Raw genomic sequence first — 26,397 nt, 5'->3', positions numbered from 1 at the left:
CGCGCGCCCACGGACAGGAAGAGGATGCGGATCGCCCGGCGCGCGTCGGGGTCCGGCTCGCCACGGGGCGGGTCGCGACCGCCCCTTGCGGACGCGCCCGGCCGTACGGCACGCCGGGGACGGCCGACGAACCGGCGGACGGCTCACGGTTCCGGTACGCCGAGTTGCCCGGCCCGGCGGGCCGGGCGCGGTACGGGGGAGGGGGCCGTGAGCGGCTCCCTCCCCCGTGAACGTGCTCGGCACACCCGTGGGTCGGCCGGGTCAGCCGGGTCAGCGCACCGGAGCGCCGGGGCCGAGGGGGATGCCCACGGCCCACCAGACGAGGAACAGCGCCGTCCACGCGAGCGTCATGGCGACCGCCAGCGGAAGCGTGTACGAGGCCAGCGTGCCGATACCCGCGTTCTTGCGGTAACGCTGGAGGAAGCCCAGCGCCATGATGAAGTACGGGCTCATCGGGGTGATCGCCGTCGACCCGGAGTCCGCGATCCGGAACAGCGCCTGGGTCGTCTCGGCGGGCACGCTGACGAGCATCAGCATCGGCACCAGGACGGGCGCGGCCAGTGCCCACATCGCGGATCCGCTGGTGACCATCACATTGACCAGCGTGAGCAGTACGAGGATCAGCAGGAACACCAGGACGATCGGCATCCCGCTCTGTTCCAGCGCCTCGGCGGCCCTGACCGCGAGCACATCCCCGATGTGCGTCCAGTCGAAGTACGCGAGGAACTGGGCGATCGCGAAGAACAGCACCAGCACCGGCGCCATCTGCTTGACGCCCTCGCCCATCAGCCTCGGTACGTCGCCCGGCGAGCTGATCGAGCCCGAGCGGTAGCCGTACACGGTGCCGACCAGACCGAAGACCACCGCGACGACCGCCGCGATCCCGTCCAGGAACGGCGAGTCCACGATGCTGCCGCCCTCGCCGCGCAGCGGTGACGCCTGCGGCAGCATGATCGCGACCACCACCACGAGCGTCGCCAGCAGGGTGAGCACGGCGCCGCGCAGCGCCGAGCGCTCCCGGGCGCTGAGGGTGAGCGCTCCGAGGTCCTCCAGATCGGCGTCGGGGTCGGCGTCGAGATCGGGCCGCCGGCTCAGTACGAACTTGGTGACCAGGGTGATGACGGCCGCGAGCAGCACCGACGAGGCGATGTTGAAGAACCAGTTGCTCAGCGGGGAGACATAGGCCGCGTCACCGCCGACGATTCGCGCCGCCGCGGTGGTGATGCCCGCGAAGATGGCGTCGTTGGGCGTGGGGATCGGGCTCGCGTCGTACCCGGAAGCGATCGCCGTGTAGGCGACGACGATACCGAGGATGGGGGAGCGGCCCACCGCGCGGAAGGCCAGACCGCCCAGCGGTACGAGGATGATGTACGCGGCGGCCGAGGCGACATGGGCCACCGTGCCCGCGAAGGCGACGGCGAAGACCACCCAGGAGGCCGGTACCCGCGAGACGCTGACCCGCATCAGCGCCGCGAGGAAACCGGTGCGCTCGGCCACGGCGACACCCATGATGACCACGACGATGGTTGCCATCGGCGGGAAGGTGGCGAAGTTCTCGATCATCGTCGAGACGGCCATGGCCAGACCGTCGCCGCTGAGCAGATTCTGTACCGCGACGGTCTTGTGGTCGCTGGGCGAGACGACGGAGACATCGGCCGCGGCCAGAATGGCGCTGACGACCGCGAGCACGGCGGAGAGGATCCAGAACAGCCAGAACGGATGCGGCAGCGCGTTGCCGGCCCGCTCGATGACGGCCATCGCGCGGACGACGCGGGGCAGTCGGTTCTCGTCGCCCGGCGGGGCGGGTCTGCCGGGTGGCGCGGGGGTCGAAGTGGTCATGGGAGCGGCTCCTTGCTGGGTACCTGGATCGGCGGAACGGGCCTGATCGGCGGGGCCCGGTCACGGGGACGGGTCTTGGAGGCGGGAACGGGTTCGGGTACGGGTACGGGTCTGGGCGGCGGGGACGGAGGTGCCGTGAGCGCCGTCAGTGACGGTGGGACGGTGCGGCGGGAGTGCGGAACGTGCGCAGGAACCGCCACATGACCTCGTGCGCCTCGATGGTCTGGGTGGTGTATCCGCCGCCGCTGTAGCTGTCGGCGCCGGGCCAGGTGTGACCGCCGTCGGTGACCGCGACATGGCGGACCTCGGCGCCGCGGTCACAGCCGCGCCAGCGCGAGACGGTGATGTCGGGTCCGGTCACCCGGTCACGGGCCCGCGTGTCACAGCCGTTGCGGTCGGCCCAGCCGGCCACCCAGTCCTGGATCGCGGGGAGTCCGCGGTCGGCGTCCCCGGCGTACGGGATGGTCGCGTCACCCGTGCCGTGGAACTCGATGACCGGCACGGGACGTGACGGCTCGCACTCCTCGCCGGTCGGGTAGAGGGCGGCGGCCACGGGGGCGATGGCGGCGATCCGGTCGGCCGCGCGGCAGGCGAGCAGGGTGCCGACGAAGCCCGCCCCGTTGGACTTGCCCGTGGCGTACACCCGCCGTTCGTCGACGCAGAGTGTCGCTTCGAGCCGGTCGAGGAGGTCCTCGGTGAACCGGACGTCGTCCACACCGGCCGCCGCGTACGGAGCGCCCTGCCACGCCTGCCGGTCGCCGTCCCCGGTGCCGATGACACCGTCGGGGTACACCACCACGGCGGGGAGGGTCGAGAGCTTGGAGAACTCCTCGGTCCCCGCGCCGGTGTTGCCGCGGCCGTGGAAGGCGAGGACCACCGGCCAGTCGCGCTTCTTCGCGTAGTTGTCGGGGAGATGGAGCTGGTACGTACGGTCACGGCCACCGCTGCTGATGGTCTGCGACACGCTGGTGCCGGGCTGCTGGGGGGCGGGCAGCCGGCAGGCGGACTTCGAGCCGCCCTTCGAGGAGGCGGCGGTCGCGGGGGCGGTGGCGGTCGCGGTCCCGGTGGCCGCGGCACACAGGACGAGGCTCACGGCGGCTGTCGCGATCCGTTGGAGGGAGTTCATGGCAGGCTCCTTCTGCCGGACGCCTGGGGCGGACGGCTGGGCTGGTTCTCGGGCAGGGGTGCCCCGCGCTGCGGGGCGGGATCGCGTGCGGGACGCGCGACGGCCGATGCGCGACGGGCGTCGTGTGTCGTGCGTTCGCGATGTGAGGTGCGTACGGAGCGGTCCGACGTGGTGCGGTGCGGTGCGTGTCATGTGCTGTGAGCGCTCTGTACGGTCGCGCTCTGTGCGGTGGTGCGGTGTGGTGCGGTGTTGCGCTGTGGTGTGTGTTGTGCGGGATGTGTTGTGGTGCGGGAAGGGGCTGCCTACGGCATCACGCGCGCCCTCGCGGCCTTGCGGAAGGACGGACGGGACGGGTGCGCGATGCCGTACGCGGGTGGAGCGGCGGCCGGTACGGTGTCAGACGTCCAGCCACTCCTTGACGAAGGCGACCAGCCGGACCACGACGGCGTCGACGACCGCCTGTCCGTCCTCGACGGTCGCCCGGCGCGGGTCACCGAGGATGCCGTTGGCACTGATCCGGTCGTAGCGGACGGCGAGCGCGGGGTGGCCGCCGTGGCGCGAGAGCCGGGGGAGCGGATCGAGCTGCGAGGTGGACGTCGTACCGGCCACAAGCCGGTCGGTGTGCACCAGTCCGGGGGCGAGATGGAGCATCTGCGCGGTCTCGGCCTCACCGCTGTGGCCGTGCACCTCGCTGACCCCCATCCCCGACACGACATCCGCGGCGAGCGCGGTGACGGGTGACCAGGCGAACTGGAGATCGGGGTGGGTGGTGAGCAGATCCTGCGCCACCGTGCCCAGCGTGGCGTTGTTGCCGCCATGGCCGGTCACCACGAGTATCTTCCGCCAGCCATGCCGGTGGAGGCTCTCCACATACTCACGGACCACCGCGGCCAGGGTCGTGGTGGTGAGGGTGACCGTGCCCGCGAAGGCGAGATGGTGCGGGGAGACACCGACCGGCAGCGGGGGACCGATCACCGCGCGCCCGGCCAGCGCGGCGGCCACCCGGTCGGCCACCCCCTCGGCCCGGATGGTGTCCGTGGCCAGCGGCATACCGGGACCGTGCTGCTCGAACGCGCCCGCCGGGATGATCACCACAGGGCTCGCGGTGACCGCCTCGGCGGCCTCCAGGGTCGTCATCTCGGCCAGCCGCAGCGGCGGTCGGGCGTTCATCGGGACACGTCCGTCTCCGCGCCGGTGTTCCCGGAGGGCGTGGCATCGCCCTCCGCGCCGGCCGCCGGGAAGTCGGCGGCGAGGACCGCCTCGCGGATGGACCCGAGGTGTTCCCGGGTCAGCCGCTCGGCCGCTTCGGCGTCTCCGTCCCGTACCGCCGCGAAGATCTCCACATGCTCCGCGTGGTCCCGCGCGCGGTCGTTGTAGCGGTGCCGGATCTCGACCTGCTCCCGGGCCCTGACCTGGAGCAGCGCCTCGACGGCCTCGCGCAGCAGCGCGTTGCCGCTGGCGGCGGCCAGCGCCACATGGAAGTGGACCGACTGCCGCAGCGACTCCTGGGGCGGATGCAGCGCGTTGGTGGACGCCGCCTCCAGCCGTGCCACGGCCTCCGGCACCCGGGTACGGGCGGCGGCCGCGGCCACGGCGGGTTCCAGGACCAGCCGTGCCTCGACGAGTTCGAGCACCGACTCACGACTGCCGCGCGGAAGATGCGGATTGGCGAGCAGCCGCCGCTCACTGCCGGGACCCACATACGTACCCGAGCCGTGCCGGAACTCCACCACGCCCGTGGCCTCAAGTCTGCGCAGGGCCTCGCGGACCGTGGGCGTGGTGACGTCGAACCGGCGGGCGAGATCCCGGGAGGACGCCAAGGCGTCCCCGGGAACCAGCCGTTCGGTGCGGATGATCTCGACGATGCTGTCCGCGAGATGCTCGGACAGCGACAGTTCACTGCGACTCATAAAGTGAATAGATCACTTGATCTCTTGGGGTGTCAATGGTCGTGACAGGAATGATTTTCGGCCAAGCGGAACGTGTCAGACCGCGTCCGGTACCGGGCCTGTGCTCTCCCGCTCGATCAGCGTCGGCAGCGGCACCTGGACGGTGCGGGGCTCGCCGCCGTCGAGCAGCGCGGCCAGCTCCCGCGCCGCGATCCGGCCGAACCCGATGGTGTCGCGGGAGAGCGCCGTCAGCCACGGCCGTACCAGCCGGCACAGGGCCGAGTCCTCCCACGAGACGACCGAGACATCGCCGGGTACGGAGAGGCCCAGCTCCGCCGTGACCGCCGCGCCGGCCGCGGCCATCACATCGTTGTCGTAGACCAGGGCCGTCGGCGCCCCGTCCTGTGCCAGCACCCGACGGGTGGCCGCCGCGCCCTGGGTGTCGGAGTAGTCCGTCGTCAGCGAGCGCACCTCGGCCAGCCCGCGCCGGCCGGCCTCGATCCGCAGCGAGCGGATGCGCCGCTCGGTGTGCGCGAGCGAGGGGAGTCCGGCGATATGGACGATCCGCCGGTGGCCCAGCGCGTACAGCCGGTCGACGACGGACGCCATCGCGCCCGCGTCGTCGGCCCGTACCTGTGACAGAGCCGGATGCGGACCCGTGTCGCTGCCGGGCAGCGCGCCGATGACGACCCCGGGCAGGCCCAGCCCGTCCAGCAGTTCCGGCCGGGGGTCGTCGGTCCTGGGGTCCACGACCAGGACGGCGTCCACCCGGTGCTCGGCCCACCAGCGCCGGTAGACCGCGCACTCGGCGTCCATGTCCTCCACCACCTGGAAGAGCAGACCGAGTTGGCGTTCCGACAGGATCTCCTGGATGCCGGAGATGAGCTGGAGGAAGAACGAGTCCACGCCGAGGGTCGCCGCGGGCCTGGCCAGCACCAGACCGACCGTGGCCGAGCCCTCGCCGGAGAGCGCCCGCGCCGCGGTGCTGGGCCGCCAGCCGAGCTGTTCCGCGACCCGGCGGACCCGGTCCCGGGTCACCTCGGAGACACCGGGCCGGCCGTTGAGCGCGAACGAGACGGCGCTCTCGGAGACCCCGGCGCGCTGGGCGATGTCCTTCATCGTCGGACGGCGCGCCGGAGTGCGTCTGCCCGCTGGACCGTCACTGGCCGACGGCCGGTTCGCTGCCACCCGTGTGCCCCTTTTTCCCGTATCTTCCTGCCGTACCGGACGAGTTGTGTGGACCCTGGACTAATGCGCTTGAGTCCGAGCATCCTAAAGCGCATTAGTCCTTCGTGCAAGGAAACCGGCGGAGTGGCTCCGAGCTGCGCCGATGCTATTCACTTCGAGGTAACTCCCGGTTCCGGCAGGCGAATCTGTTGACTTTGCCCCGTACACCTTGCAAGGTCTGCGGGGAATAAGCAGCCGGCGGCCCGTGGCTCCGGCCCGCCCGAACCGAGCAAAGGAGCCGTTCACCGTGCGCATCTCCCGCAGGGCAGTCGCCGCCGCTGTTCTCGCCACCGTGCTGCCGCTCAGCGCCTGTGGCGGAGGAACCGGCGCGGACGAGTCCTCCGACGCCTCGGGTGCCGTCAAGGGCCGGATCACCTTCCAGACCTGGAACCTCCAGGCCAACTTCAAGGACTACTTCAACGGGGTCATCGAGGACTTCGAGAAGAAGTACCCCGACACCGAGGTGAGATGGGTCGACCGGCCGGCCGAGGGCTACGCCGACAAGCTCAGCGCGGACGCCGCCGGCGGCACCCTGCCCGATGTCGTGAACATCTCCCCCGACCAGGTGGCCCCGCTGGCGAAGGCCGGACTCGCGCTCGATCTCGACCAGGACGGAACGGCGGCCGCGTTCCGCGACGAGTATCTGCCGGACGCCTGGAAGAGCCATCAGATACCGGGCATGGAGGGGACGTACGCCTTCCCCTGGTACCTCAACACCGGCCCGATGTTCTACAACAAGAGGCTCTTCAAGGAGGCCGGGCTCGACCCCGAGAAGCCGCCGACCACCTATGACCAGGTCTTCGAGAGCGGACTGAAGCTGGCCGAACGGAGCGACGGCGAGATCGCCACCCTCGCCCAGGTGCCCACCATCGAGGACTTCGGCCGCTACGGCGTCCAGCTCATGGACAAGGAAGGCACCGCCTTCGCGTTCAACGACGCCAAGGGCGTGGACATGCTCACCCGCTACAAGGAGCTGTTCGACGCCAAGGCGCTCGATCCGCAGGCGCTCACGGCGACCCCCGAGACCTCCGGCAGCAAGTTCCTCACCGAGTCCGTGGCCATGAACCCGGGCAGCGCGCTGGATCTGGAGAACTTCAAGAAGCAGGCACCGACGCTCTACAAGAACATCGGCATCACCGACCAGGTCACCAGCACCGGCAAGGTCAACATGTATGTCATGGGTGTGATGGTCAACTCCAGGACCAAGGAGAAGCCCGCCGCCGTGGCCTTCGCCCACTTCGTGACCGACGCGACCCGCCAGATGTCGTTCGCCAAGCAGGTCGCCATCTTCCCGAGCACCAAGGGATCGCTGGACGACCCGTACTTCACCGAGGAGGACGGCACCGACGAGACCCGCGTCCGGATCGCCGCCGCCAAGTCCCTGAAGAACGCGGTCAATTACACACCGGTCCTGTTCAGCGAGCAGATGAAGACCGAGCTGCGCAACGAGGTGGCGAAGGCGCTGCAAGGAAAGCAGAGCCCCCAGGAGTCGCTCGACCGCGCTGTCGCGGCCTGCGACAAGCTGCTCAAGCAGAGCTGAGCCGGGCGTCCATGAAGAGCACCACCGCACTCGGGGCGTCCGCCCCGGACTCCGCCGCGGCGGGGCCCGTGTCCCGGAGCTCCGGCTCCGGCCCCGGGTCCCGCCGCGGGCCCGGCGCCTGGTCCGGCCGCCCGTCCGGCCGTGGGATCCGCCGTCAGCTCCCCCTCAGCCCATGGCTGTTCGCCGCGCCGGGGCTGCTGATCGCCGGCGCGTTCAGCCTCTATCCGTTCCTCAGCACCCTGGTGAACTCCTTCACCGACCGACGGACCCTGATCCCCGGCCGGTATGTGGGGCTCGCCAACTTCCGTGAGCTGGTCCATGACGAGATGTTCTGGATCGGACTGCGCAACAGCACGCTGTATGTCGTCGGCGTCGTCCCGGCGCTGGTCGTCCTGCCGCTGCTGCTGGCGATGCTCGTCCAGCGGCACATCCCCGGCATCACCTTCTTCCGCGCCGCCTTCTACACCCCCGTCGTCGCCTCGATCGTCGTGGTCGGGCTGATCTGGGTGTGGATGCTGGACGACCGGGGGCTGATCAACTCCGTACTGGAGACCGTGGGGATCGGCAGGATCGGCTTTCTCAGCGACCAGTGGCTGCTGCTGTTCAGCGCGATGGGTGTCACGGTCTGGAAGGGCCTCGGCTACTACATGATCATCTATCTGGCCGCCCTGGCCAATGTGCCGCGCGAGCTGCACGAGGCCGCCGCCGTGGACGGGGCGGGCGCCGTACGGCGCTTCGTCACCGTCACCGTCCCCGCCGTCCGCTCCACCATGGTCCTCGTCGGGGCGCTCTCCTCGGTCGCCGCCTTCAAGGTGTTCTCCGAGGTCTATCTGATGGCGGGACCCGGTGGCGGCCCCGCGGGCGAGGACACCACCCTGGTGATGCTCGTCCAGCGCGTGGGCACCGGACTGACCGGCCGGGTCGGCTATGCCTCCGCTCTCTCCGTGGTGGTCTTCGGCGTCACGGTGGCCCTGATGCTGCTGGTGCTCCGCGCCGACCGCAAGGAGGACGCGTGAGGTTCCCGACGGCCACCGACACGGCCACGGAGACGGTCACCGAGACGGCCACCCGTGCGAACGGGACCCCGGGCCCGCGTATGAACAGGGCCCCGGGCGCCTTCACCGGCGCCGGCGGACGGCGTGCCGCGCCCTGGCGGCTCGTGGTGCGCTACGTCCTGCTGCTCGCCGTACTGGCCCTGATGACCGGCCCGTTCCTGTGGCAGCTGTCCACCTCGCTCAAGGGGCCGCACGAGAACATCTTCAGCTCCCCGCCGGCCTTCCTCCCGGGCGATCCGACCCTGGGGAACTACGAGCGGGTCGCCGACACCATCCCGGTCTGGGACTACGCGTTCAACTCGCTCAAGGTCGCCTCGGCCAATGTGATCACCAACTGCGTCGGCGCCGCGCTGGCCGGATACGCGCTGGCCAGGATGGGCTACCGCGGACGCCGGGCGGCGACCCTGGCGTTCGTCCTCGCCATGCTCGTGCCCGTCGAGGGCATCTTCATCGCCCAGTTCACCACCATGCGGGAACTCGGTCTGAACAACACCCTGATCGGGGTGCTGCTGCCCGGATCCATCAGCGCGCTGAACGTCCTGCTGATGCGCAACGCCTTCCTCAACCTCCCGCACGAGGTGGAGGAGGCGGCCTATGTCGACGGGGCCACCGTCTGGCAGCGGTTCCTGCGGATCGCCCTGCCCTCGGTCAAGGGCACCCTCGCCGTGGTCGCGATCTTCGCCTTCATGGGCGCCTGGGACGACTTCCTCTGGCCGCTGATCGTGCTCAGCGACCCGGAGAACTTCACCCTGACCATCGGACTGAACTATCTGCACGGCACGTTCGCCACTGACGAGCGGCTGGTCGCGGCGGGCACGATCATCGCCGTACTCCCGCTCCTCGCGCTCTTCGCCTGCCTCCAGCGCTACTTCTTCCAGGGCGTCGGCGAAGGCGCCGTCAAGGGCTGACACCGGCATCCCCGGCGGACCGGCGCGCACCGCATCACAGAACCAGGACAACGTTGCCAGTATGAACACTTCCGCGCCGCGCTTCGGCGTCAACTACACCCCCAGCCAGGGCTGGTTCCACCACTGGCTGGACTTCGATCCCGACGCCGTACGCGCGGACCTGGACTCCATCGCGGAGCTCGGTCTCGATCACATCCGGGTCTTCCCGCTCTGGCCGCTCTTCCAGCCCAACCGCACCCTGATCAGGCCCCGCGCCGTGGAACAGCTCGTCCAGCTCGCCGACGCGGCGGCCGAACGCGGTCTGGACGTCAATGTCGACGGGCTCCAGGGCCATCTGTCGAGCTTCGACTTCCTGCCCGCCTGGACACGGACCTGGCACCGCGGGAACATCTTCACCGACAACGATGTCGTCGCCGGACAGACCGAGTATCTGCGGACGCTCGCCGCCGCGCTCGCCGACCGCCCCAACTTCATCGGGATGACCGTGGGCAACGAGATCAACCAGTTCTCCGGGCCGCCGCACCCCGATCCCGACCCCATCACGCCCCGTCAGGCGGCCGACTGGCTCCGCCGCATGCTGGACGCGTGTGAGGAGGGGGCCCCCGGCAAGCTCCATCTGCACGCCGAGTACGACGCCGCCTGGTACCAGGACGGGCATGCCTTCACCCCGGCGCACGCGGCGCGGATCGGCGCCGTCACCGCCGTGCACTCCTGGGTGTTCAACGGGACCGCCCAGCGGTACGGCCGTACCGGCACGGCCACCGAGCACCACGCCGCGTATCTGATCGAGCTGTCCAAGGCCTGGGCGCTGGAGCCGCACCGGCCGGTCTGGCTCCAGGAGGTCGGCGCCCCCGCGCCGGTGATCCCGGCCGAGCACGCGGCCGAGTTCACCGAGGCGACCGTGGCCAACGCGCTGGACTGCGCCGATCTCTGGGGCATCACCTGGTGGTGCTCGCACGACGTGTCGCGCTCGCTCGCCGACTTCCCGGAACTGGAGTACAGCCTCGGTCTGCTGACCAACGACCGGCGGGTCAAGCCCGCGGGGCGGACCCTCGCGCGGATCGTCGAGGAGCGGCGCGGCGTGCCGTACGCGCCCGCGGTGCGGACCACCGCGCTGGTCGTCGGCACCGGGGACGGTACGGGCGACGGCACCGGCGACGACGACGCGGTGCCCGCCCGCGCCGCCTGCGGTCCCGGCGGAGCCTTCTTCGAGGCCTTCGCCCGGCTCACCGAGGCCGGGATCCGTCCCACCGCGGTCCTTGCGGGCCGCGCCGCGGACAAGGAACATCTGGCGATGCGCGGTATCACCGAGATCGTCCGCCCGGACCAGGTCGGCTGATCCCGGGGCACCATTCCGTAGCCCGTAGCCCGTAGCCCGTAGCCCGTAGCCCGTAGCCCACGACCTCGAATACCGTCTTGGCCGGCCGCCGGCCACCCGCACCCACCGCCGCACTCTTACGCATCTCAGGAGCGTCCCCTCATGCACGACGACCGCAGCCTGGTCGAAGGCCGCCTCAAGCGGGTCCTCGACGAGCGCATCCGGCCCGCCGTATACCCCGAATCCGTACCGCTCGACATCGCCGTCTGGACCGCGCCGGGAGAGCCCGTACCGGTCGAGGAGGGTCTCGCGGGCCCGGCCGAACCGATCGCGGCCGGCGACCGGTGGGGCGCCCCCTGGGGCACGAGCTGGTTCCGGGTCTCCGGCACCGTCCCCGAGCGCTGGGCGGGCCGCACCGTGGAGGCCCTGCTCGACCTCGGATTCGACGAGAACATGCCGGGATTCCAGTGCGAGGGCCTGGTCTACCGGCCCGACGGCACCCCGGTGAAGGGCCTCAACCCGCGCAACCAGTGGGTACGGATCGGCGCGCCCGTCGCGGGCGGCGAAGAGGTCCTGCTGCATATCGAGGCCGCGTCCAACCCCGTGATCCTCGACTACCACCCCTTCCTGCCGACCACGCTCGGCGACAAGGCGACCGCGGGCACCGAACCGCAGTACACCCTCGCCCGGATGGATCTCGCGGTCTTCGACGAGACCGTCTGGCAGCTCGTCCAGGACCTGGAGGTGCTCGGGGAGCTGATGGCCGAGCTGCCCGTCGACGGCGCCCGCCGCTGGGAGATCCTGCGCGCCATCAGCCGCGCGCTCGACGCGGTCGACCTCCAGGACGTCAACGGCACCGCGGCCGCCGCCCGGGAGCGGCTCGCCGGGGTGCTGGCCACCCCCGCGCCGTCGACCGCGCACCGGATCAGCGCGGTCGGCCACGCGCACATCGACTCGGCCTGGCTGTGGCCGCTGCGCGAGACGGTCCGCAAGGTCGCCCGTACGACGGCCAATATGACCGCCCTGCTGGAGGACGAGCCCGAGTTCGTCTTCGCGATGTCGCAGGCGCAGCAGTTCGCCTGGATCAAGGAGCACCGGCCCGAGGTCTACGCCAAGGTCAAGAAGGCCGTGGCGGAGGGCCGGTTCGTACCGGCCGGCGGCATGTGGGTCGAGTCCGACACCAATATGCCCGGCTCCGAGGCGATGGCCAGGCAGTTCGTCCATGGGAAGCGCTTCTTCCTGGACGAGTTCGGCATCGAGAACGACGAGGCGTGGCTGCCCGACACCTTCGGCTTCGCCGCGGGGCTGCCGCAGATCATCAAGGCCGCCGGCTCCAAGTGGCTGCTCACCCAGAAGATCTCGTGGAGCAAGATCAATAAATTCCCGCACCACACCTTCCGCTGGGAGGGGATCGACGGGACACGGATCTTCACCCACTTCCCGCCCGTCGACACCTACAACTGCGCGATGACGGGTGCCCAGATCGCCCACGCCGCACGGAACTTCAAGGAGAAGGGGGCCGCCAGGCACTCGCTCGCGCCCACCGGCTGGGGCGACGGAGGCGGCGGCACCACCCGCGAGATGGTCGCCAAGGCCGCCCGTCTGCGCGGCCTCGAAGGCTCCGCGACGGTCGAGTGGGAGACGCCGGGCGCCTTCTTCGCCAAGGCCGAGGCGGAGTACCCGAATCCGCCGGTCTGGGTGGGCGAGCTCTATCTGGAGCTGCACCGGGCCACCCTCACCAGCCAGGCGAAGACCAAGCAGGGCAACCGGCGCAGCGAGCATCTGCTGCGCGAGGCGGAGCTGTGGGCCACCACCGCCGCCGTACGGACCGGCGCCCCGTATCCGTACGAGCGGCTCGACCGGATCTGGAAGACGGTGCTCCTGCACCAGTTCCACGACATCCTGCCCGGCTCGTCGATCGCCTGGGTGCACCGCGAGGCGGCCCGGACCTACGCGGGTGTCGCCGAGGAACTGAACGAGATCATCGACGGGGCGCAGCGCGCCCTCGCCGGTGACCCGGCCGGCTCCACGACCCTGCTCTTCAACTCCGCCCCGCACGCGCGCGGTGGTGTCGCGGCGGGCGCCGCGGGACCGGCCACCGGTGGCGGCACCGCCGAGCTGCTGCCGCGCGAGGACGGCGGCTACGTACTCAGCAACGGTCTGCTGGAGGTCGAGATCGACGGCCGGGGACTGGTGGTGTCGGTCTACGACATCAGCGCGGAGCGCGAGACCGTCGCCCCCGGCGAGGCGGCCAACCTCCTCCAGATCCACCCCGACTTCCCGAACCAGTGGGACGCCTGGGACGTGGACGAGTTCTACCGGAACACCGTCACCGATCTCACGGAGCTCGACGAACTCACCCCGGTCGAGGGCACGGACGCGGCCTCCGTCCGTCTTGTGCGCACCTTCGGCGCGTCGAAGGTCACCCAGCTGCTGACGCTCGCACCGGGGGTCAAGCGGCTCGACATCGACACCGAGGTCGACTGGCACGAGACCGAGAAGTTCCTGAAGGCCGCCTTCCCGCTGGACGTGCACGCCGAACGCTATGCCTCCGAGACCCAGTTCGGCCATGTCTACCGGGCCACCCACACCAACACGAGCTGGGAGGCGGCCAAGTTCGAGGCCTGCAACCACCGCTTCGTGCAGCTGGAGGAGCCGGGCTGGGGCGTCGCCCTGGTGAACGACTCCACGTACGGACACGACGTGACCCGTGAGGTACGGACGTCGGACGCCGGTACGACCACCACGGTGCGGGTCTCGCTGCTGCGCGCGCCGCGCTTCCCCGACCCGGAGACCGACCAGGGTGTGCACCGCTTCCGGCACGCCCTGGCCCCCGGCGCCTCCATCGGCGACGCGGTCCGCGAGGGCTACCGGATCAATCTGCCGGAGCGCGCGGTCACCGGGGACACCGAAGTGGCCCCGCTGGTCACCGTCGACAACGACGCAGTCGTCGTCAGCGCGCTGAAACTGGCCGACGACGGGAGCGGCGATCTGGTCGTACGGCTCTACGAGTCGGCCGGCGGCCGGGCCAAGGTCCGGGTGGGCCTGGGCTTCGAGGCCACCGGACTGGAGGCGACCGATCTGCTGGAACGGCCGCTGCGGGACGCCGGACCGGCGGAGGGCGAGGAGCGGCCGGAGACCCGGGAGCGGCCGGAGCTGACGGACGGCGCGGTACGCCTGTCGCTCCGCCCGTTCGAACTGATCACCCTGCGGCTGACGCGCGGCTGACCCGTCGTCCGACGAGGCCGGACGGTCGACATGCGCGGCGGGCGCCCCGGGAACGGGGCGCCCGCCCCATGGCCTCTCCGGGCCCCAGACCCCAGGCCCCAGACACCGGACCCCGGCACCTGCCCCGCCCCGACACCCCGGGACGCGGGGCCCGTTCACCGGTCCTCCGCCTCCGCGCGCCCCGGCGCCGGGCCCAGCGCCTGGGTGGCGACGAGACGCAGGAAGTCCCGCTCGTTGCCCGCCAGACCGGCCGAGGTCAGGGCCGCGTCCGCCTCGGCGAGGGGAGCGGCCAGCAGCGGGGCGGCGAGCGAGGCCTGGAGGGGATCGTCCAGCACCGCCCGGACGGCCGCCATGAGCCGCAGATAGGCCTGGGCCGCGGTGGACCCGCTCGATGTGCCGGACCTTCCGGACGCACTGGACGTACTGGACGTGGTGGTGCTCATACCGGGCTTCCTCCCTGTGGATCTGCCGGACCATCAAGTGTTGTCCATGGGTCTGACAGTGAGGACGCGCATCGCCGGGCACGCCGGGCGCGCCGTGCCCCGAACCCCGGGGCGGGCGCCGTACCCCGCCGGGTTCGGAGCGCCGGAGGTCAGGGTGACCGCACGGTCAGATATTTGACCGTCGCCGGATCCGCCGGGAGGAAGGTCTCGATGGCCAGTTCGGCGACCGTCACATCCATCGGTGTGTTGAAGGTGGAGATGGACGAGAGGAAGGAGAGCACCCGTCCGTCGTGCTCGATCCGCAGCGGCAGCGCGAACCTCGGCCCGGCGCCGGGCCACTGCCCCTCGGCGGCCTCCCCAGCCTCAGTGGCCTCCCCAGCCTCCCCGGCCTTCCCCGCCGATTCGACCGGCTCGGCCGACGGGGGGAGCGGATAGCCGGCCACCTCGTCGTACAGCTCGCGCAGCGCCGGAGAGCGGTCCAGCGCCAGCCTGCGCCCCATCTGGTCCAGCAGATGCCCGCGCCACTCCCGCAGATTGCGGATACGCGGAGCCAGGCCCTCCGGATGGAGCGTGAGCCGCATGGCGTTCAGGGGCGGTGCGAGCAGCTTCTCGGGCACCCCCTCCAGCAGCATGGCGATGCCCCGGTTGGCGGCCACCACGGTGTACGTCCCGTCGACGACGAGCGCCGGATACGGCTCGTACCCCTGGAGCAGCCGGCTCAGCCCCTCCCGCAGGGCGTCCATGGCCGGATCGTCCAGCGCGGTCTCGGTGAACCGGGGCGCGTAACCGGCCGCCAGCAGCAGGGAGTTGCGCTCCCGCACCGGGATGTCGAGCCGCTCGGCCAGCCTCAGCACCATCTCCTCGCTGGGACGCGCCCGGCCCGTCTCGATGAAGCTGATGTGCCGCGCGGACGAATCGGCCTGGAGGGCCAGCTCCAGCTGGCTCACCCGGCGCTGTCTGCGCCAGTCGCGCAGCAGAGGCCCGATCGCCAGGCCGGGCGTGGAAGCGGAAGCGGGGGCGGAAGTGGGAGTGGAGGCGGGGGCGGGAGTGGAGGCGGGAGCGGGAGCTGCCATGCGGAAACCGTAGTGCAACGTCCCGGCGGGGTCCCACCCGATGTCCGGCCCAGGACGTATCGTCGGCCGCGTCAGCCACGTCGCCGCCCCCGCCGTTCCCGCAAGGAGCCCCGCCATGGCCACAGAACCGCTGTCCCCGCAGGAGATCGAGACACGGCTGCGTGACCTTCCCGGCTGGTCCCTGACGGACAGTCGCCTCACCCGTACCTACCGTCTCGGCAGCCACTTCGCCGCGACCGCCATGGTGGTCCATGTCGCCCGGATCCAGGACGAGTTGAACCACCACTCCGATCTGACACTGGGTTACGGATCCGTCACCGTCGCCGTGCACACCCATGACGCGGGCGGCGCCGTCACCGTGAAGGACTTCGCCCTCGCGGGGCGGGTCGAGGAGATTGCCCCGGCACACGGCGCGAACTGATCGGTGCGGCGACGAGTACCCCCACCGGTGCATTTACGCTGGTGACCATGGACGTACTCGCCGGACTCCTGGACGGACCGCGGGCCCGGGGGGCTTTTCTGCTGCGCATGGTGATGGAGCCGCCGTGGTCGGTGCGCATCGAGGACCACGCCCCGCTCTGTCTGATGTGTGTCACCCGCGGCGAGGCGTGGATCGTCCCCGACGGCGGCGGGGAGCCGGTGCTGCTGCGCCCGGGGGACGTGGCGATCGCCCGGGGCCCCGAGGCGTACATCACCGCGGACAGCCCCCTGACCGCGCCGCGCGCGCTGATCGGCCCCGGCGGTGTCTGCCACACGCTGGAGGGCGAGCCGCTCGCCCAGTCCATGCGTCTGGGCGTACGGACCTGGGGGAACGCTCCGGACGGCGGCACGACCGTGCTGATCGGCACGTACCAGATGGACGGTGAGGTCAGCAGACGGCTGCTGGACGCCCTGCCCTCGCTGCTCCAGCTCTCGGCCGGCGCCTGGAACGGCCCGCTGATGCCGGTCCTCGACGAGGAGATCTCGCGGGACGAACCCGGCCAGGGCGTGGTCCTGGACCGGGTGCTGGACCTGATCCTGATAGCCGTGCTCAGGGCGTGGTTCTCGCGCCCCGACGCGGAGGCCCCCGGCTGGTACCGCGCCATGGCCGACCCCGCGGTCGGCAACGCGCTGAGGCTGCTTCAGAACGAGCCCGCCCGGTCCTGGACGGTCGCCTCCCTCGCCGCCGCGTGCGGAGTCTCCCGGGCCGGACTCGCGCGCCGGTTCACCGAACTCGTCGGGGAGCCCCCGATGGCGTATCTGACGGGCTGGCGGCTCGCGCTCGCCGCCGATCTGCTGCGCGGGACGGACGCGACGGTCGAGTCGGTGGCCAGGAAGGTCGGCTACAGCGGCTCGTTCGCGCTGAGCGCGGCCTTCAAACGGGTACGGGGGGTCAGCCCCCAGGAGTACCGCGCGGGCGCCGCGACGGGTTCGTAGCCTTCGCGGCACCGCGGCCCCCGGAACGAAACCGCCCGGCGGCCATAACGAGACCGCGCCCGGAACGAAACCGCCCGGCGGCCGGGGACGGACCCGCCGCCGGGTCGGACCTCGAACGCCTCAGACGTTGAACGTCGCCGGGTCCGGGCCGAGGCGCCTGCCCTCGTCCAGCGCGGCGAACGCCGCCAGGTCGTCCGCGTCCAGCTCGAAGCCGAACACGTCGATGTTCTCCTGGATCCGGGACGGGGTCACGGACTTGGGGATCACCACATGCCCGAGCTGGAGGTGCCAGCGCAGCACCACCTGCGCCGGGGTCCTGCCGTGCTTGCGCGCGACCGCCACCACCGTCGGGACCTCCAGCAGCCCCTTGCCCTGGCCCAGCGGCGACCAGGCCTCGGTGGTGATGGAGTGCTCCGCGTGGAAGGCGCGGGACTCGGCCTGCGGAAGCTGTGGGTGCAGCTCGATCTGATTGACGGCGGGGACCACGGAGGTCTCGCCGATCAGCCGCTCCAGATGCGCGGGAAGGAAGTTCGAGACACCGATGGACCTGGCGCGGCCGTCCGCGTGGATCTTCTCGAACGCCCTGTACGTGTCCGTGTAGGTGCCGGCCTCGGGCCTCGGCCAGTGGATGAGATAGAGGTCGACATAGTCCAGACCGAGCTTCTCCAGCGAGGTGTCGAAGGCGCGCAGGGCCGAGTCGTACCCCTGGTCGCTGTTCCACAGCTTGGTGGTGACGAACAGCTCCTCCCGGGCGATCCCGGAGGCCGCGAGGGCCTGGCCCGTGCCCTCCTCGTTGCCGTAGATGGCGGCGGTGTCGATGCTCCGGTAGCCGGACTCCAGGGCGGCGGCGACCGCCTTCACCGCCTCGGCGTCCGGTACCTGCCAGACCCCGAAGCCGAGCTGGGGCATCTCGATGCCGTTGTTGAGGGTGAGGGTGGGGACCTTGCTCACGAGCGGTCGATCCTAACGTCGTCGGTTGCTTCTCCCCGCTCCAACGATCACAGGGACGGGCGGATTCCCGGCCTCAACGGTAGAGCGCGTCGACCTCCACGGCGTACGCGGCCTCGATCGCCTGGCGCTTGAGCTTCAGTGAGGGGGTGAGCAGCCCGTGCTCCTCGCTGAACGGATGCGCCAGGATCCGGAACGTACGGATCGACTCGGCCTGGGACACCGCCGTGTTCGCGGCCACCACCGCGCGTCTGATCTCCGTCTCCAGATCAGGGTCCCGGACCAGCTCGGCCGGGGTCAGCGGCGGTTTGCCCTGGACGGAGAGCCAGTGGTCCACGGCCTCCCGGTCCACGGTGACCAGCGCGGCGACATACGGACGGTCGTTGCCGACCACGATGCACTGGGCCACCAGCGCATGGGCCCGTACCCGCTCCTCCAGGGGGCCGGGCGACACGCTCTTGCCGCCGGAGGTCACCAGGATCTCCTTCTTCCGCCCGGTGATGGTGAGATAGCCGTCCTCGTCGAGCGCGCCCAGATCACCGGTGGCGAGCCAGCCGTCGCGCAGCACGGCCTCGGTCGCCTCCCGGTCGCCCAGATAGCCGGAGAAGATCTGGCCGCCGCGCAGCAGCACCTCGCCGTCGCCCGCGATACGCACCGAGGTGCCCGGCACCGGCTGCCCCACCGTGCCGTAACGGGTGCGCTCGGGCGGATTGGCCGTGGCCGCCGCGCTCGACTCCGTGAGCCCGTACCCCTCGTAGACGGTGATGCCCGCGCCCGCGAAGAAGAGCCCGAGCCGCCGGTCCATCGCGGAACCGCCGGACATGGCGTGCCGTACCCGGCCGCCCATCGCCTCACGGACCTTGCCGTAGACGGCCTTGTCGAAGAACTGGTGCTGTACGCGCAGCGCCGCGGAGGGTCCCGGGCCGGAGCCGAAGGCCCGCTGTTCCCGCGCCTGCGCGTAACGCACCGCCACGTCCACGGCCTTGTCGAAGGGGCCCGCCCTGCCCTCGCTCTCCGCCTTGCGGCGCGCCGCCGCGTAGACCTTCTCGAAGATGTACGGCACGGCCAGGATGAACGACGGCCGGAACGCCGCCAGATCGGGCAGCAGCGCGCTCGCCTGGAGCGCGGGCTGATGGCCCAGCTTCACCCGGCCGCGGATCGCCGCGATCTCGATCATCCGCCCGAAGACATGGGAGAGCGGGAGGAAGAGCAGCGTCGAGGCCTCGTCGCCCGACCTGGTGTGGAAGACCGGCTCCCAGCGGCCCAGCACGGTGTCCGCCTCGAACATGAAGTTGGCGTGGGTGATCACACATCCCTTGGGGCGGCCGGTGGTGCCCGAGGTGTAGATCACCGTGGCCACGGAGTCCGGGGTGACCGCCCTGCGGTGCCGGTGCACCATCTCGTCGTCGAGACCGTCGCCCGCCGCGAACAGCTCCGCCACCGCGCCGGCGTCGAGCTGCCAGAGCCGTTTGAGCCGGGGCAGCCGGTCGATCACCGAACCGACGGTCATGGCGTGGTCCTCGTGCTCCACCAGACAGGCCGAGACCTCCGCGTCATGGAGCATCCAGTGGACCTGCTCGGCGGAGGAGGTGGGGTAGACGGGTACGGGCTGGGCGCCGACGGACCAGAGCGCGAAGTCGAAGAGCGTCCACTCGTAGCGGGTACGGGACATGATCGCGACGCGGTCCCCGAACCGTACGCCGTGCGCGAGCAGCCCCTTGGCCAGCCGGAGCACATCGTCACGGAAGGCGGCGGAGGTCATGTCCCGCCATCGGCCCTCCTCGTCCTTGCGGCCGAGGACGACATGACCGGGAGTGGCGAGCGCGTGCTCGAAGACGGCGTCCGCGAGCCCGCCGACGTGGGGGGCGGCCGACAGCGGGGGGACGGTGAACTCGTGCAATGACTCGCTCCTTGTGGCGCTCCACCGCAGAGCCGGAGCGGGGCCGACATCTGACCACGGGGTCGGCAGGAGTGGGTGGAGTCTGCACTGAATCCGTACGTCACTGATACGTCACTGACACGGGTGCGCCCTCGCGGGGAAGCTTGGTCTGTACCTACGAGGCGGGATCTACGGGACAGGGCGGGCTCGTCAGGCGTCGGCGGACGACAGGCGGTGCAGCCGGTCGCCCGCCGCCAGAATCGCCGCGGCCAGGGCATCCGCCGCCTCCTGGGCCGCCGCGTGCCCGCGGCCCCGGCCGTGCAGCAGGACGAAGTCCACCTCGCCCAGCTCGGGCAGCCCCGCCCTGGCCGGTACGGGGACCAGGCCCGGCGGGATCAGCCCGCGCGTATGGGCCATGACGCCGAGCCCCGCGCGGGCCGCCGCGATCAGCCCGCTCAGGCTCGCGCTCGTACACGCGGCGCGCCAGCTCCTGCCCCGCGTCTCCAGTACCTCCAGCGCGCGGGCGCGGGTGATGGCGGGCGGCGGGAAGAGGATCAGCGGGAGCGGGCGGTCCGGGTCGAGCCGCAGCCGCGGTGCCCCGATCCAGTCGAGGGCGGAGCGCCAGACCAGTTCGCCATGGGTGTCGGCCGGCCGCCGTTTGGCCAGTACGAGATCGAGCCGGCCGGCCGCGAGCTGGGTGTGGAGGGTGCCGGACAGCTCGACCGTCAGCTCCAGATCGACCTCGGGATGGTCGCGCCGGAAGGACTCCAGGATCTCCGGCAGCCGGGTCAGGACGAAATCCTCCGAGGCCCCGAAGCGGAGCCGGCCGCGCAGCCGGGTACCGGTGAAGAAGGCCGTCGCGCGCTCATGGGCCGCCAGGATCGTCCGGGCGAAGCCGAGCATGGCCTCGCCGTCCTCCGTCAGCTCCACCCGGTGGGTGTCCCGGGTGAACAGCGGTCGCCCCGTGGCGTCCTCCAGCCGGCGGATGTGCTGGCTCACCGTGGACTGGCGCAGCCCCAGTCTGCGGGCCGCCTGCGTGAAGCTGAGGGTCTGGGCCACGGCGAGAAAGGTGCGGAGCTGTCCTGGGTCGTACATACGCCCAGGTTATGGCCGGATCATGGGGTTATCGCGAGGCGCGATAGCAGTCAGAGCGGTATACGGGATTCCCGATCAAGCGCGAGCGGCGGATGATGGGGAGGCACGACGCGTACCGACAGCCAGTAGTGGAGCACATGAACCGCCGCCGTACCCCACGCCCGCGCATACCGTCCTGGCTCCCCGTCGATCCGTTCGTCCTGGCGCTTCTCGGAACGGTCGGGCTCGCGGCCGTACTGCCGGCCTCCGGTCCGGCCGCCGAGGTCGCGGACGGCGCGTCGACCGGCGCGGTGGCGGTGCTGTTCTTTCTCTACGGGGCCCGGCTCTCCACCCGTGAGGTGGTCGGGGGACTGCGGCACTGGCGGCTCCATCTGACCGTCCTCGCCTGCACCTTCATGGTCTTTCCGCTGCTGGGACTCGCGGCGGGGGGACTCGTCCCGTCCGTGCTGACACCCCAGCTCTACAGCGGGCTGCTCTTCCTCTGTCTGGTGCCGTCGACGATCCAGTCGTCCATCGCCTTCACCTCCATGGCGCGCGGCAATGTGCCCGCGGCGATCTGCGCCGGATCGTTCTCCAGTCTCGCGGGCATCGTGTGCACACCGGTGCTCGCGGCGCTGCTGATCGGCGGCGACACGGCCGGATTCTCGGCGGACTCGCTGTCCGGGATCGTGGTGCGGCTTCTGCTGCCCTTCCTGGCGGGACAGGCGCTGCGCCGCTGGGTCGGCGGTTTTCTCACCCGGCACCGGAAGCTGCTGGGCTTCGTCGACCGGGGTTCGATCCTGCTGGTCGTCTACACCGCGTTCGGCGAGGGCATGGTCGCGGGCGTCTGGCACCGGGTGACCCCGGCCGCCCTCGCCGCGCTGCTGGCCGTCGAGGCGGTGCTGCTCGCGACGATGCTGACGCTGAGCTGGTACGGCGCCGAGCGGCTCGGCTTCGCGCGGGCGGACCGTATCGCGATCCAGTTCGCGGGCTCGAAGAAGAGTCTGGCGGCCGGACTCCCCATGGCGAGCGTGCTGTTCGGGCCGGGGGCGAGCCTCGCCGTACTGCCGCTGATGCTCTTCCACCAGATGCAGCTCATGGTGTGCGCGGTCATCGCGAAGCGCCGGGCGACGGCGTTCGGCGGCCCGCCGCCGGCCGTGGGACCTGTGGCCGCTTCCGGCGGGCCCGCCGTGTCTGGCCCTCTTACGCGCGAAAGCGCCGTACCACCACCGCGCCGGACCACCTCGGTGCCCGGCCGGAAAGCCGACTGACGGGCTGACCTCCACGCGGCGCGCGCCCGGCGGCGCGGAGGCCGGTGGGTGGTGCGGGTGCTGGGGCCATCCGATCCGACAGCCGTGTACTGCGTGTGGCGCATATGACTTCAAGAATGAGGGGAACCTTCCGAGGCTGCAATCACCCAGATCCGTTGGCCAGGACCAGCAGATGCGTCCCGGCTGATGTGGATCTGCCGACCATGGAGGGTTCCACCTCGTGGCTACCGTGTTTCGTAAGCTCCTTGTACCTGCCGTTCTCGCACTGACGTCCTTCGCGCTGCCGCTACCCGCTGTGGCGGCCGTCGCACCTGTCGATGCGGTCTCGGCCGTCGGCACCATGTGCCTGGCCAGTGACTACCCGAGAACCCGCATAGTCAACGTCGAGTCGTGCAACTCCTCCGGGCCCCGCCAGCATTGGACCGTCAACGGCGAATCGATCTCGCAGTCCTTGTATCCCGATATGTGTCTGGCGAGTAACTACCCGAAAACCCGCCTGATCAATGTGGAGCCGTGCAACTCCTCCGGGCCCCGCCAGCATTGGACCGTCAACGGCGAATCGATCTCGCAGTCCGTGTACCCCGATATGTGCCTGGCCAGTGACTACCCGAAAACCCGCCTGACCAACGTCGAGCCGTGCAACCCCTCCGGGCCCCGCCAGCACTGGACCGTGCAGGGAGAGCAGATCAGTATGACCTTAGTGTGACCTTCTGATCCACTTCAGCGGCCTCTCGCCCACTGGTAGGCGGCGCCCTGCCGATGGAGAGCGCGCGCAGGTCCGTGAGGTACGAGCGGACCGAGCACGGTCGACCGTCGGCAGTGGCAGAAAGCGCCCGGAGGTGAACCGAGCCTAAAAAATCACGGGAACAGACCCGGCCGGCGCAGGGGGCGCTCCCCGCCGGCCAGGTCCTTGTCCCGTGCAGCGGGGAGAGTTATACCCCGGTGTGCAAGGCGATTCGCTCATCGCCCGCGTACACGTTCATGGACGAGCCGCGCAGAAAGCCGACCAGGGTCAGCCCGGTCTCGGCCGCGAGATCGACGGCGAGCGACGACGGCGCGGATACCGCCGCCAGCACCGGAATTCCCGCCATCACGGCTTTCTGCGCCAGCTCGAACGAGGCACGGCCCGACACCAGCAGGATCGCCCGGGAGAGCGGCAGGAGATCCTGTCGCAGTGCCCGGCCGACCAGCTTGTCGACCGCGTTGTGCCGGCCCACGTCTTCCCGGACGTCCAGCATCTCGCCGGTCTCCGTGAACAGGGCCGCCGCGTGCAGACCCCCGGTCCTGTCGAAGACCTGCTGTGCCGCCCGCAGCCGGTCCGGGAGTCCGGCGAGGAACTCCGGCTCCACCCGGAGCCGGGGATCGTCACCGATCGGGAAGCGGGCCGTGGTCCGTACCGCGTCCAGGCTGGCCTTGCCGCACAGTCCGCACGACGAGGTCGTGTAGACGTTGCGCTCCAGGGTGATGTCCGGGACCGGCACACCGGGGGCGAGCTGGACATCGACCACGTTGTAGGTGTTGGAACCGTCGTCCTTGGCCCCGGCGCAGTACACGATGGAGCGCACATCGGCGGCGCTCGCGAGCACGCCCTCGCTCACCAGGAAGCCCGCCGCGAGTGCGAAGTCGTCACCCGGGGTGCGCATGGTGATGGCGAGCGGCTTGCCGTTCAGCCGGATTTCCAGCGGCTCCTCGGCCACCAGGGTGTCGGGGCGGGCCGAGACGACCCCGTCCCGGATACGGATGGTGCGACGGCGTTCGGTGACCCGTCCCATGGCGATCAGTCCTACTCGTCAGGCGTTCAGCGCTGCTGTACGTGCTGGTAGCCGAAGCGGCCCTTGATACAGAGGTTGCCGTGTGTCACGGGGTTGTCGTGCGGAGAGGTGACCTTGACGATCTCATTCTCCTGTACGTGCAGTGTCAGATTGCATCCGACGCCGCAGTACGCGCAGATCGTGGTGGTCTCGGTCTGCGCCGACTCGTTCCATGTCCCGGCCTCCCGCATGTCGAACTCCGACTTGAAGCTGAGCGCTCCGGTCGGACACACCTCGATGCAGTTGCCGCAGTAGACACACGCGGAGTCGGTGAGCGGAGTGTCGTGCTCGGTGGAGATACGGGCGTCGAAGCCCCGGCCCGCCACTGAGATCGCGAAAGAGTTCTGCCACTGTTCGCCGCATGCGTCCACACACTTATAGCACTGGATGCACTTGTCGTAGTCACGGACGTACAGATCGTTGTCGATCTTGGGTTCCTCGTCGAGCCGGGCCGCGTCCGGGCCGAAGCGGTCCGGCTTCGCCTTGTACTCCTTGATCCATTCCGCGGCCCTCGGGGTGGTCGAGAGGTCCGTCGACGAGGCGAGGAGTTCGAGGACGATCTTGCGGCTGTGCCGGGCGCGCGGGCTGTCGGTGCTGACCGTCATACCGGCCTCGGCCTTGCGTGAGCAGGCCGGGGCGAGCACGCGCGCGCCCTCGACCTCGACGACACACACCCGGCAGGCGTTCTTCGGTGTCAGTGTGTCGCCCTCGCAGAGCGTCGGGATGTCCTTGCCCGCCGCCCGGCAGGCGTCCAGGATCGTGGAGCCTTCCGGCACCCGTGTCTCCTGGCCGTCGAGGGTGAACTCGATCAGACGGCGTGGAAGCTGGAGCGGTATCGCGGTCACTTGTAGGCCCCCAGACGGTCGATGGCGGACTCGACGGCACTCCACGCGGTCTGTCCCAGACCGCAGATGGAGGCGTCCTTCATGGCCTGCCCGACCTCGCGCAGCAGCGCGATGTCGTCGGCCGCCGCGGCACCGGTACGGTCCACGATCCGGTGCAGCGCTTCCTCCTGGCGGACCGTGCCGACCCGGCAGGGGACACACTGCCCGCAGGATTCGTCACGGAAGAACTCGGCGATACGGAGCAGGATCCTGGGCAGTTCGACCGTGTCGTCCAGCACCAGCACCACCCCGGAACCCAGCGTGGTACCCGCGGCCCGGGTGCCCTCGAAGGTGAGCGGGATGTCCAGCTCGTCGGGGCGTACGAAACCGCCCGCGGCGCCGCCGAGCAGGATCGCCCGCATGGTGGGCGACGGGCCGGCCAGCGCGAGCAGCTCGCCGAGCGTGGCGCCGAACGGCAGCTCGTAGATGCCGGGCCGCTCCACATTGCCCGACACGCAGAAGAGCTTGGGGCCCGTGGACCGGCCGGTCCCGATCGCCGCGTACGCCTGCGCGCCGCCGGTCAGGATGGGCAGCACATTGATCAGCGTCTCGACGTTGTTCTCGGCGGTGGGCTTGCCGAACAGGCCCTTCTCCACCGGGAACGGGGGCTTGGAGCGGGGCTCGCCCCGGTAGCCCTCGATCGAGTTGAACAGCGCGGTCTCCTCACCGCAGATGTACGCGCCGGCGCCGCGCCGGATCTCGATGTCGAAGGAGTACCCCTGGCCGAGGACGTCGTCCCCGAGCAGTCCGCGGGCGCGCGCCTGGTCGATCGCGTGCTGGAGGAGCCGCAGGGCGCGCGGGTACTCGCCGCGCAGATAGAGGAAGCCGCGCCGCGCGCCGACCGCGTACCCGGCGATGGTCATCGCCTCGACCAGGGAGTACGGATCGCCCTCCATGACCACCCGGTCCTTGAAGGTGCCGGGCTCGGACTCGTCGGCGTTGCAGACCAGATAGTGCGGACCGGCGGGCTGGGAGGCGGTGGCCTGCCACTTGCGCCCGGTGGGGAAGGCGGCGCCGCCCCGGCCCACCAGACCGGCGTCCGTGACTTCCCGGATGACCCCGGCGGGCCCGAGCTCGAAGGCCTGACGCAGTGCCGTGTAGCCGCCGTGCGCGCGGTAGTCGTCGAGGCTGTACGGATCGACCACCCCGACCCGGCCGAGCAGGGTCAGCCCCGGCTGCCCGGCCTGCGGTACGGCCATGGCGGCGGACGGTTCCGCGGGCGCCGTCTCCGGCTCGGCCGCCGCGAGGACGAGCGCCTCGGCGGTCGCGGGCGCGATGACGGCCGTGGCGTACCGCCGCGCGGACGGCTCCCGCGGCACCGCGCCCGGGACCGCGCCGACCGGGCCGGTTCCGTTCGGCGGCCGGGTGGCCGCGCCGTACGCCGGTCCGGCCGGGTCCGCCCCGGCCGGCCAGAGGGGGCGGGCACCCGCGGTGGGGGGTGCCGGCTCCGCGCCGTCCCGCGCGGAGC

At 70.9% G+C, this 26,397-nt stretch carries 22 protein-coding genes; 9 read left to right on the top strand and 13 right to left on the bottom strand.

Annotated elements, in window-relative coordinates:
• Window positions 1–270: 270 nt before the first annotated feature.
• The 5 genes from ACWGDX_RS36120 to ACWGDX_RS36100 all read right to left on the bottom strand — a co-directional run bounded on the left by ACWGDX_RS36120 (window position 271) and on the right by ACWGDX_RS36100 (window position 5,973).
• Window positions 271–1,839: an AbgT family transporter gene (locus tag ACWGDX_RS36120; protein WP_453632600.1), complete on the bottom strand. Its 1,569-nt coding sequence runs from the start codon at window positions 1,837–1,839 to the stop codon at window positions 271–273.
• 145 nt (window positions 1,840–1,984) lie between these two features.
• Window positions 1,985–2,965, bottom strand: coding sequence for an alpha/beta hydrolase family esterase (locus ACWGDX_RS36115; RefSeq protein WP_453632598.1), 981 nt, complete (start codon window positions 2,963–2,965; stop codon window positions 1,985–1,987).
• Between the two features lie 396 nt (window positions 2,966–3,361).
• Window positions 3,362–4,135 carry a creatininase family protein gene (locus ACWGDX_RS36110; protein ID WP_453632596.1) on the bottom strand — a complete coding sequence of 258 codons (774 nt, stop codon included), beginning with the start codon at window positions 4,133–4,135 and terminating at the stop codon, window positions 3,362–3,364.
• The gene (locus tag ACWGDX_RS36105; RefSeq protein WP_453632594.1) at window positions 4,132–4,875 is read right to left on the bottom strand and encodes a FadR/GntR family transcriptional regulator; all 744 of its coding nucleotides are present in this window, start codon (window positions 4,873–4,875) and stop codon (window positions 4,132–4,134) included. Before ACWGDX_RS36105 ends, ACWGDX_RS36110 begins: the two co-directional genes overlap by 4 nt.
• Window positions 4,876–4,950: 75 nt before the next feature.
• Complete coding sequence (locus tag ACWGDX_RS36100) at window positions 4,951–5,973, bottom strand: LacI family DNA-binding transcriptional regulator (protein WP_453632592.1); 1,023 nt, start codon at window positions 5,971–5,973, stop codon at window positions 4,951–4,953.
• 355 nt (window positions 5,974–6,328) lie between these two features.
• On the opposite strand from ACWGDX_RS36100, the gene ACWGDX_RS36095 reads away from it, so the two are divergent.
• The 5 genes from ACWGDX_RS36095 to ACWGDX_RS36075 all read left to right on the top strand — a co-directional run bounded on the left by ACWGDX_RS36095 (window position 6,329) and on the right by ACWGDX_RS36075 (window position 14,130).
• The gene (locus ACWGDX_RS36095; protein ID WP_453632590.1) at window positions 6,329–7,621 is read left to right on the top strand and encodes an ABC transporter substrate-binding protein; all 1,293 of its coding nucleotides are present in this window, start codon (window positions 6,329–6,331) and stop codon (window positions 7,619–7,621) included.
• Between the two features lie 11 nt (window positions 7,622–7,632).
• Window positions 7,633–8,637, top strand: a complete 1,005-nt coding sequence (locus ACWGDX_RS36090) for a carbohydrate ABC transporter permease (RefSeq protein ID WP_453632588.1) — start codon at window positions 7,633–7,635, stop codon at window positions 8,635–8,637.
• Window positions 8,638–8,717: 80 nt separating this feature from the next.
• Window positions 8,718–9,584, top strand: a complete 867-nt coding sequence (locus ACWGDX_RS36085) for a carbohydrate ABC transporter permease (RefSeq protein ID WP_453632604.1) — start codon at window positions 8,718–8,720, stop codon at window positions 9,582–9,584.
• A gap of 61 nt (window positions 9,585–9,645) precedes the next feature.
• Window positions 9,646–10,923, top strand: coding sequence for a glycoside hydrolase 5 family protein (locus ACWGDX_RS36080; protein WP_453632587.1), 1,278 nt, complete (start codon window positions 9,646–9,648; stop codon window positions 10,921–10,923).
• A 141-nt stretch (window positions 10,924–11,064) separates the two neighbouring features.
• Window positions 11,065–14,130 (top strand): alpha-mannosidase, encoded by a 3,066-nt coding sequence (locus ACWGDX_RS36075; protein ID WP_453632585.1) that lies wholly within the window; start codon window positions 11,065–11,067, stop codon window positions 14,128–14,130.
• A gap of 155 nt (window positions 14,131–14,285) precedes the next feature.
• Here ACWGDX_RS36075 and ACWGDX_RS36070 read toward each other — a convergent pair whose 3' ends face one another.
• Window positions 14,286–14,573, bottom strand: a complete 288-nt coding sequence (locus ACWGDX_RS36070; protein ID WP_453632583.1) for a hypothetical protein — start codon at window positions 14,571–14,573, stop codon at window positions 14,286–14,288.
• 149 nt (window positions 14,574–14,722) lie between these two features.
• A complete protein-coding gene (locus ACWGDX_RS36065; protein WP_453632582.1) occupies window positions 14,723–15,646 on the bottom strand; it encodes a helix-turn-helix domain-containing protein in 924 nt (307 codons plus the stop codon).
• A gap of 115 nt (window positions 15,647–15,761) precedes the next feature.
• Between ACWGDX_RS36065 and ACWGDX_RS36060 the strand changes: the two genes are divergently transcribed.
• Together ACWGDX_RS36060 and ACWGDX_RS36055 are read left to right on the top strand one after the other, a co-directional pair.
• Window positions 15,762–16,067: a 4a-hydroxytetrahydrobiopterin dehydratase gene (locus ACWGDX_RS36060; protein ID WP_453632580.1), complete on the top strand. Its 306-nt coding sequence runs from the start codon at window positions 15,762–15,764 to the stop codon at window positions 16,065–16,067.
• A gap of 47 nt (window positions 16,068–16,114) precedes the next feature.
• Window positions 16,115–17,062: an AraC family transcriptional regulator gene (locus ACWGDX_RS36055; RefSeq protein ID WP_453632579.1), complete on the top strand. Its 948-nt coding sequence runs from the start codon at window positions 16,115–16,117 to the stop codon at window positions 17,060–17,062.
• 120 nt (window positions 17,063–17,182) lie between these two features.
• Here the strand turns inward: ACWGDX_RS36055 and ACWGDX_RS36050 are convergent, their stop codons facing one another.
• From ACWGDX_RS36050 to ACWGDX_RS36040, 3 genes are all read right to left on the bottom strand, one after another.
• Window positions 17,183–18,013, bottom strand: a complete 831-nt coding sequence (locus ACWGDX_RS36050; protein WP_453632577.1) for an aldo/keto reductase — start codon at window positions 18,011–18,013, stop codon at window positions 17,183–17,185.
• 73 nt (window positions 18,014–18,086) lie between these two features.
• Window positions 18,087–19,886 (bottom strand): AMP-dependent synthetase/ligase, encoded by a 1,800-nt coding sequence (locus ACWGDX_RS36045; RefSeq protein ID WP_453632602.1) that lies wholly within the window; start codon window positions 19,884–19,886, stop codon window positions 18,087–18,089.
• Between the two features lie 213 nt (window positions 19,887–20,099).
• A complete protein-coding gene (locus ACWGDX_RS36040; protein ID WP_453632576.1) occupies window positions 20,100–20,984 on the bottom strand; it encodes a LysR family transcriptional regulator in 885 nt (294 codons plus the stop codon).
• Window positions 20,985–21,121: 137 nt separating this feature from the next.
• Here ACWGDX_RS36040 and ACWGDX_RS36035 point away from each other — a divergent pair, with 137 nt between their 5' ends.
• Together ACWGDX_RS36035 and ACWGDX_RS36030 are read left to right on the top strand one after the other, a co-directional pair.
• A complete protein-coding gene (locus tag ACWGDX_RS36035; protein WP_453632574.1) occupies window positions 21,122–22,234 on the top strand; it encodes a bile acid:sodium symporter family protein in 1,113 nt (370 codons plus the stop codon).
• A gap of 220 nt (window positions 22,235–22,454) precedes the next feature.
• Window positions 22,455–22,940: a ricin-type beta-trefoil lectin domain protein gene (locus ACWGDX_RS36030; protein WP_453632572.1), complete on the top strand. Its 486-nt coding sequence runs from the start codon at window positions 22,455–22,457 to the stop codon at window positions 22,938–22,940.
• Between the two features lie 226 nt (window positions 22,941–23,166).
• On the opposite strand, the gene fdhD is transcribed toward ACWGDX_RS36030, so the two are convergent.
• The 3 genes from fdhD to ACWGDX_RS36015 form a co-directional block, all read right to left on the bottom strand.
• Complete coding sequence (gene fdhD, locus ACWGDX_RS36025) at window positions 23,167–24,006, bottom strand: formate dehydrogenase accessory sulfurtransferase FdhD (RefSeq protein ID WP_453632570.1); 840 nt, start codon at window positions 24,004–24,006, stop codon at window positions 23,167–23,169.
• Between the two features lie 26 nt (window positions 24,007–24,032).
• Window positions 24,033–24,890 (bottom strand): 2Fe-2S iron-sulfur cluster-binding protein, encoded by an 858-nt coding sequence (locus ACWGDX_RS36020; RefSeq protein WP_383038109.1) that lies wholly within the window; start codon window positions 24,888–24,890, stop codon window positions 24,033–24,035.
• The coding region (locus tag ACWGDX_RS36015; RefSeq protein WP_453632568.1) for a complex I 51 kDa subunit family protein at window positions 24,887–26,397 on the bottom strand (1,511 nt) is incomplete at its 5' end. The genes ACWGDX_RS36015 and ACWGDX_RS36020, both read right to left, overlap by 4 nt.

It is taken from the genome of Streptomyces sp. NPDC055025 (assembly GCF_053608565.1).
The sequence above is the reverse complement of the archived record's forward strand: the minus strand, read 5'-3'. Positions and strand labels throughout refer to the sequence as shown.

Excerpts from the sequence above, each read along its gene's own strand:
- ACWGDX_RS36090 (WP_453632588.1), top strand. The coding sequence starts at position 7,633 with ATGAAGAGCACCACCGCACTCGGGGCGTCCGCCCCGGACTCCGCCGCG.
- ACWGDX_RS36100 (WP_453632592.1), bottom strand. The coding sequence starts at position 5,973 with ATGAAGGACATCGCCCAGCGCGCCGGGGTCTCCGAGAGCGCCGTCTCG.
- ACWGDX_RS36060 (WP_453632580.1), top strand. The coding sequence starts at position 15,762 with ATGGCCACAGAACCGCTGTCCCCGCAGGAGATCGAGACACGGCTGCGT.
- ACWGDX_RS36085 (WP_453632604.1), top strand. The coding sequence starts at position 8,718 with ATGAACAGGGCCCCGGGCGCCTTCACCGGCGCCGGCGGACGGCGTGCC.
- ACWGDX_RS36075 (WP_453632585.1), top strand. The coding sequence starts at position 11,065 with ATGCACGACGACCGCAGCCTGGTCGAAGGCCGCCTCAAGCGGGTCCTC.
- ACWGDX_RS36035 (WP_453632574.1), top strand. The coding sequence starts at position 21,122 with ATGAACCGCCGCCGTACCCCACGCCCGCGCATACCGTCCTGGCTCCCC.
- ACWGDX_RS36065 (WP_453632582.1), bottom strand. The coding sequence starts at position 15,646 with ATGGCAGCTCCCGCTCCCGCCTCCACTCCCGCCCCCGCCTCCACTCCC.
- ACWGDX_RS36105 (WP_453632594.1), bottom strand. The coding sequence starts at position 4,875 with ATGAGTCGCAGTGAACTGTCGCTGTCCGAGCATCTCGCGGACAGCATC.
- ACWGDX_RS36040 (WP_453632576.1), bottom strand. The coding sequence starts at position 20,984 with ATGTACGACCCAGGACAGCTCCGCACCTTTCTCGCCGTGGCCCAGACC.
- ACWGDX_RS36055 (WP_453632579.1), top strand. The coding sequence starts at position 16,115 with ATGGACGTACTCGCCGGACTCCTGGACGGACCGCGGGCCCGGGGGGCT.
- ACWGDX_RS36080 (WP_453632587.1), top strand. The coding sequence starts at position 9,646 with ATGAACACTTCCGCGCCGCGCTTCGGCGTCAACTACACCCCCAGCCAG.
- fdhD (WP_453632570.1), bottom strand. The coding sequence starts at position 24,006 with ATGGGACGGGTCACCGAACGCCGTCGCACCATCCGTATCCGGGACGGG.
- ACWGDX_RS36115 (WP_453632598.1), bottom strand. The coding sequence starts at position 2,965 with ATGAACTCCCTCCAACGGATCGCGACAGCCGCCGTGAGCCTCGTCCTG.
- ACWGDX_RS36110 (WP_453632596.1), bottom strand. The coding sequence starts at position 4,135 with ATGAACGCCCGACCGCCGCTGCGGCTGGCCGAGATGACGACCCTGGAG.
- ACWGDX_RS36120 (WP_453632600.1), bottom strand. The coding sequence starts at position 1,839 with ATGACCACTTCGACCCCCGCGCCACCCGGCAGACCCGCCCCGCCGGGC.
- ACWGDX_RS36070 (WP_453632583.1), bottom strand. The coding sequence starts at position 14,573 with ATGAGCACCACCACGTCCAGTACGTCCAGTGCGTCCGGAAGGTCCGGC.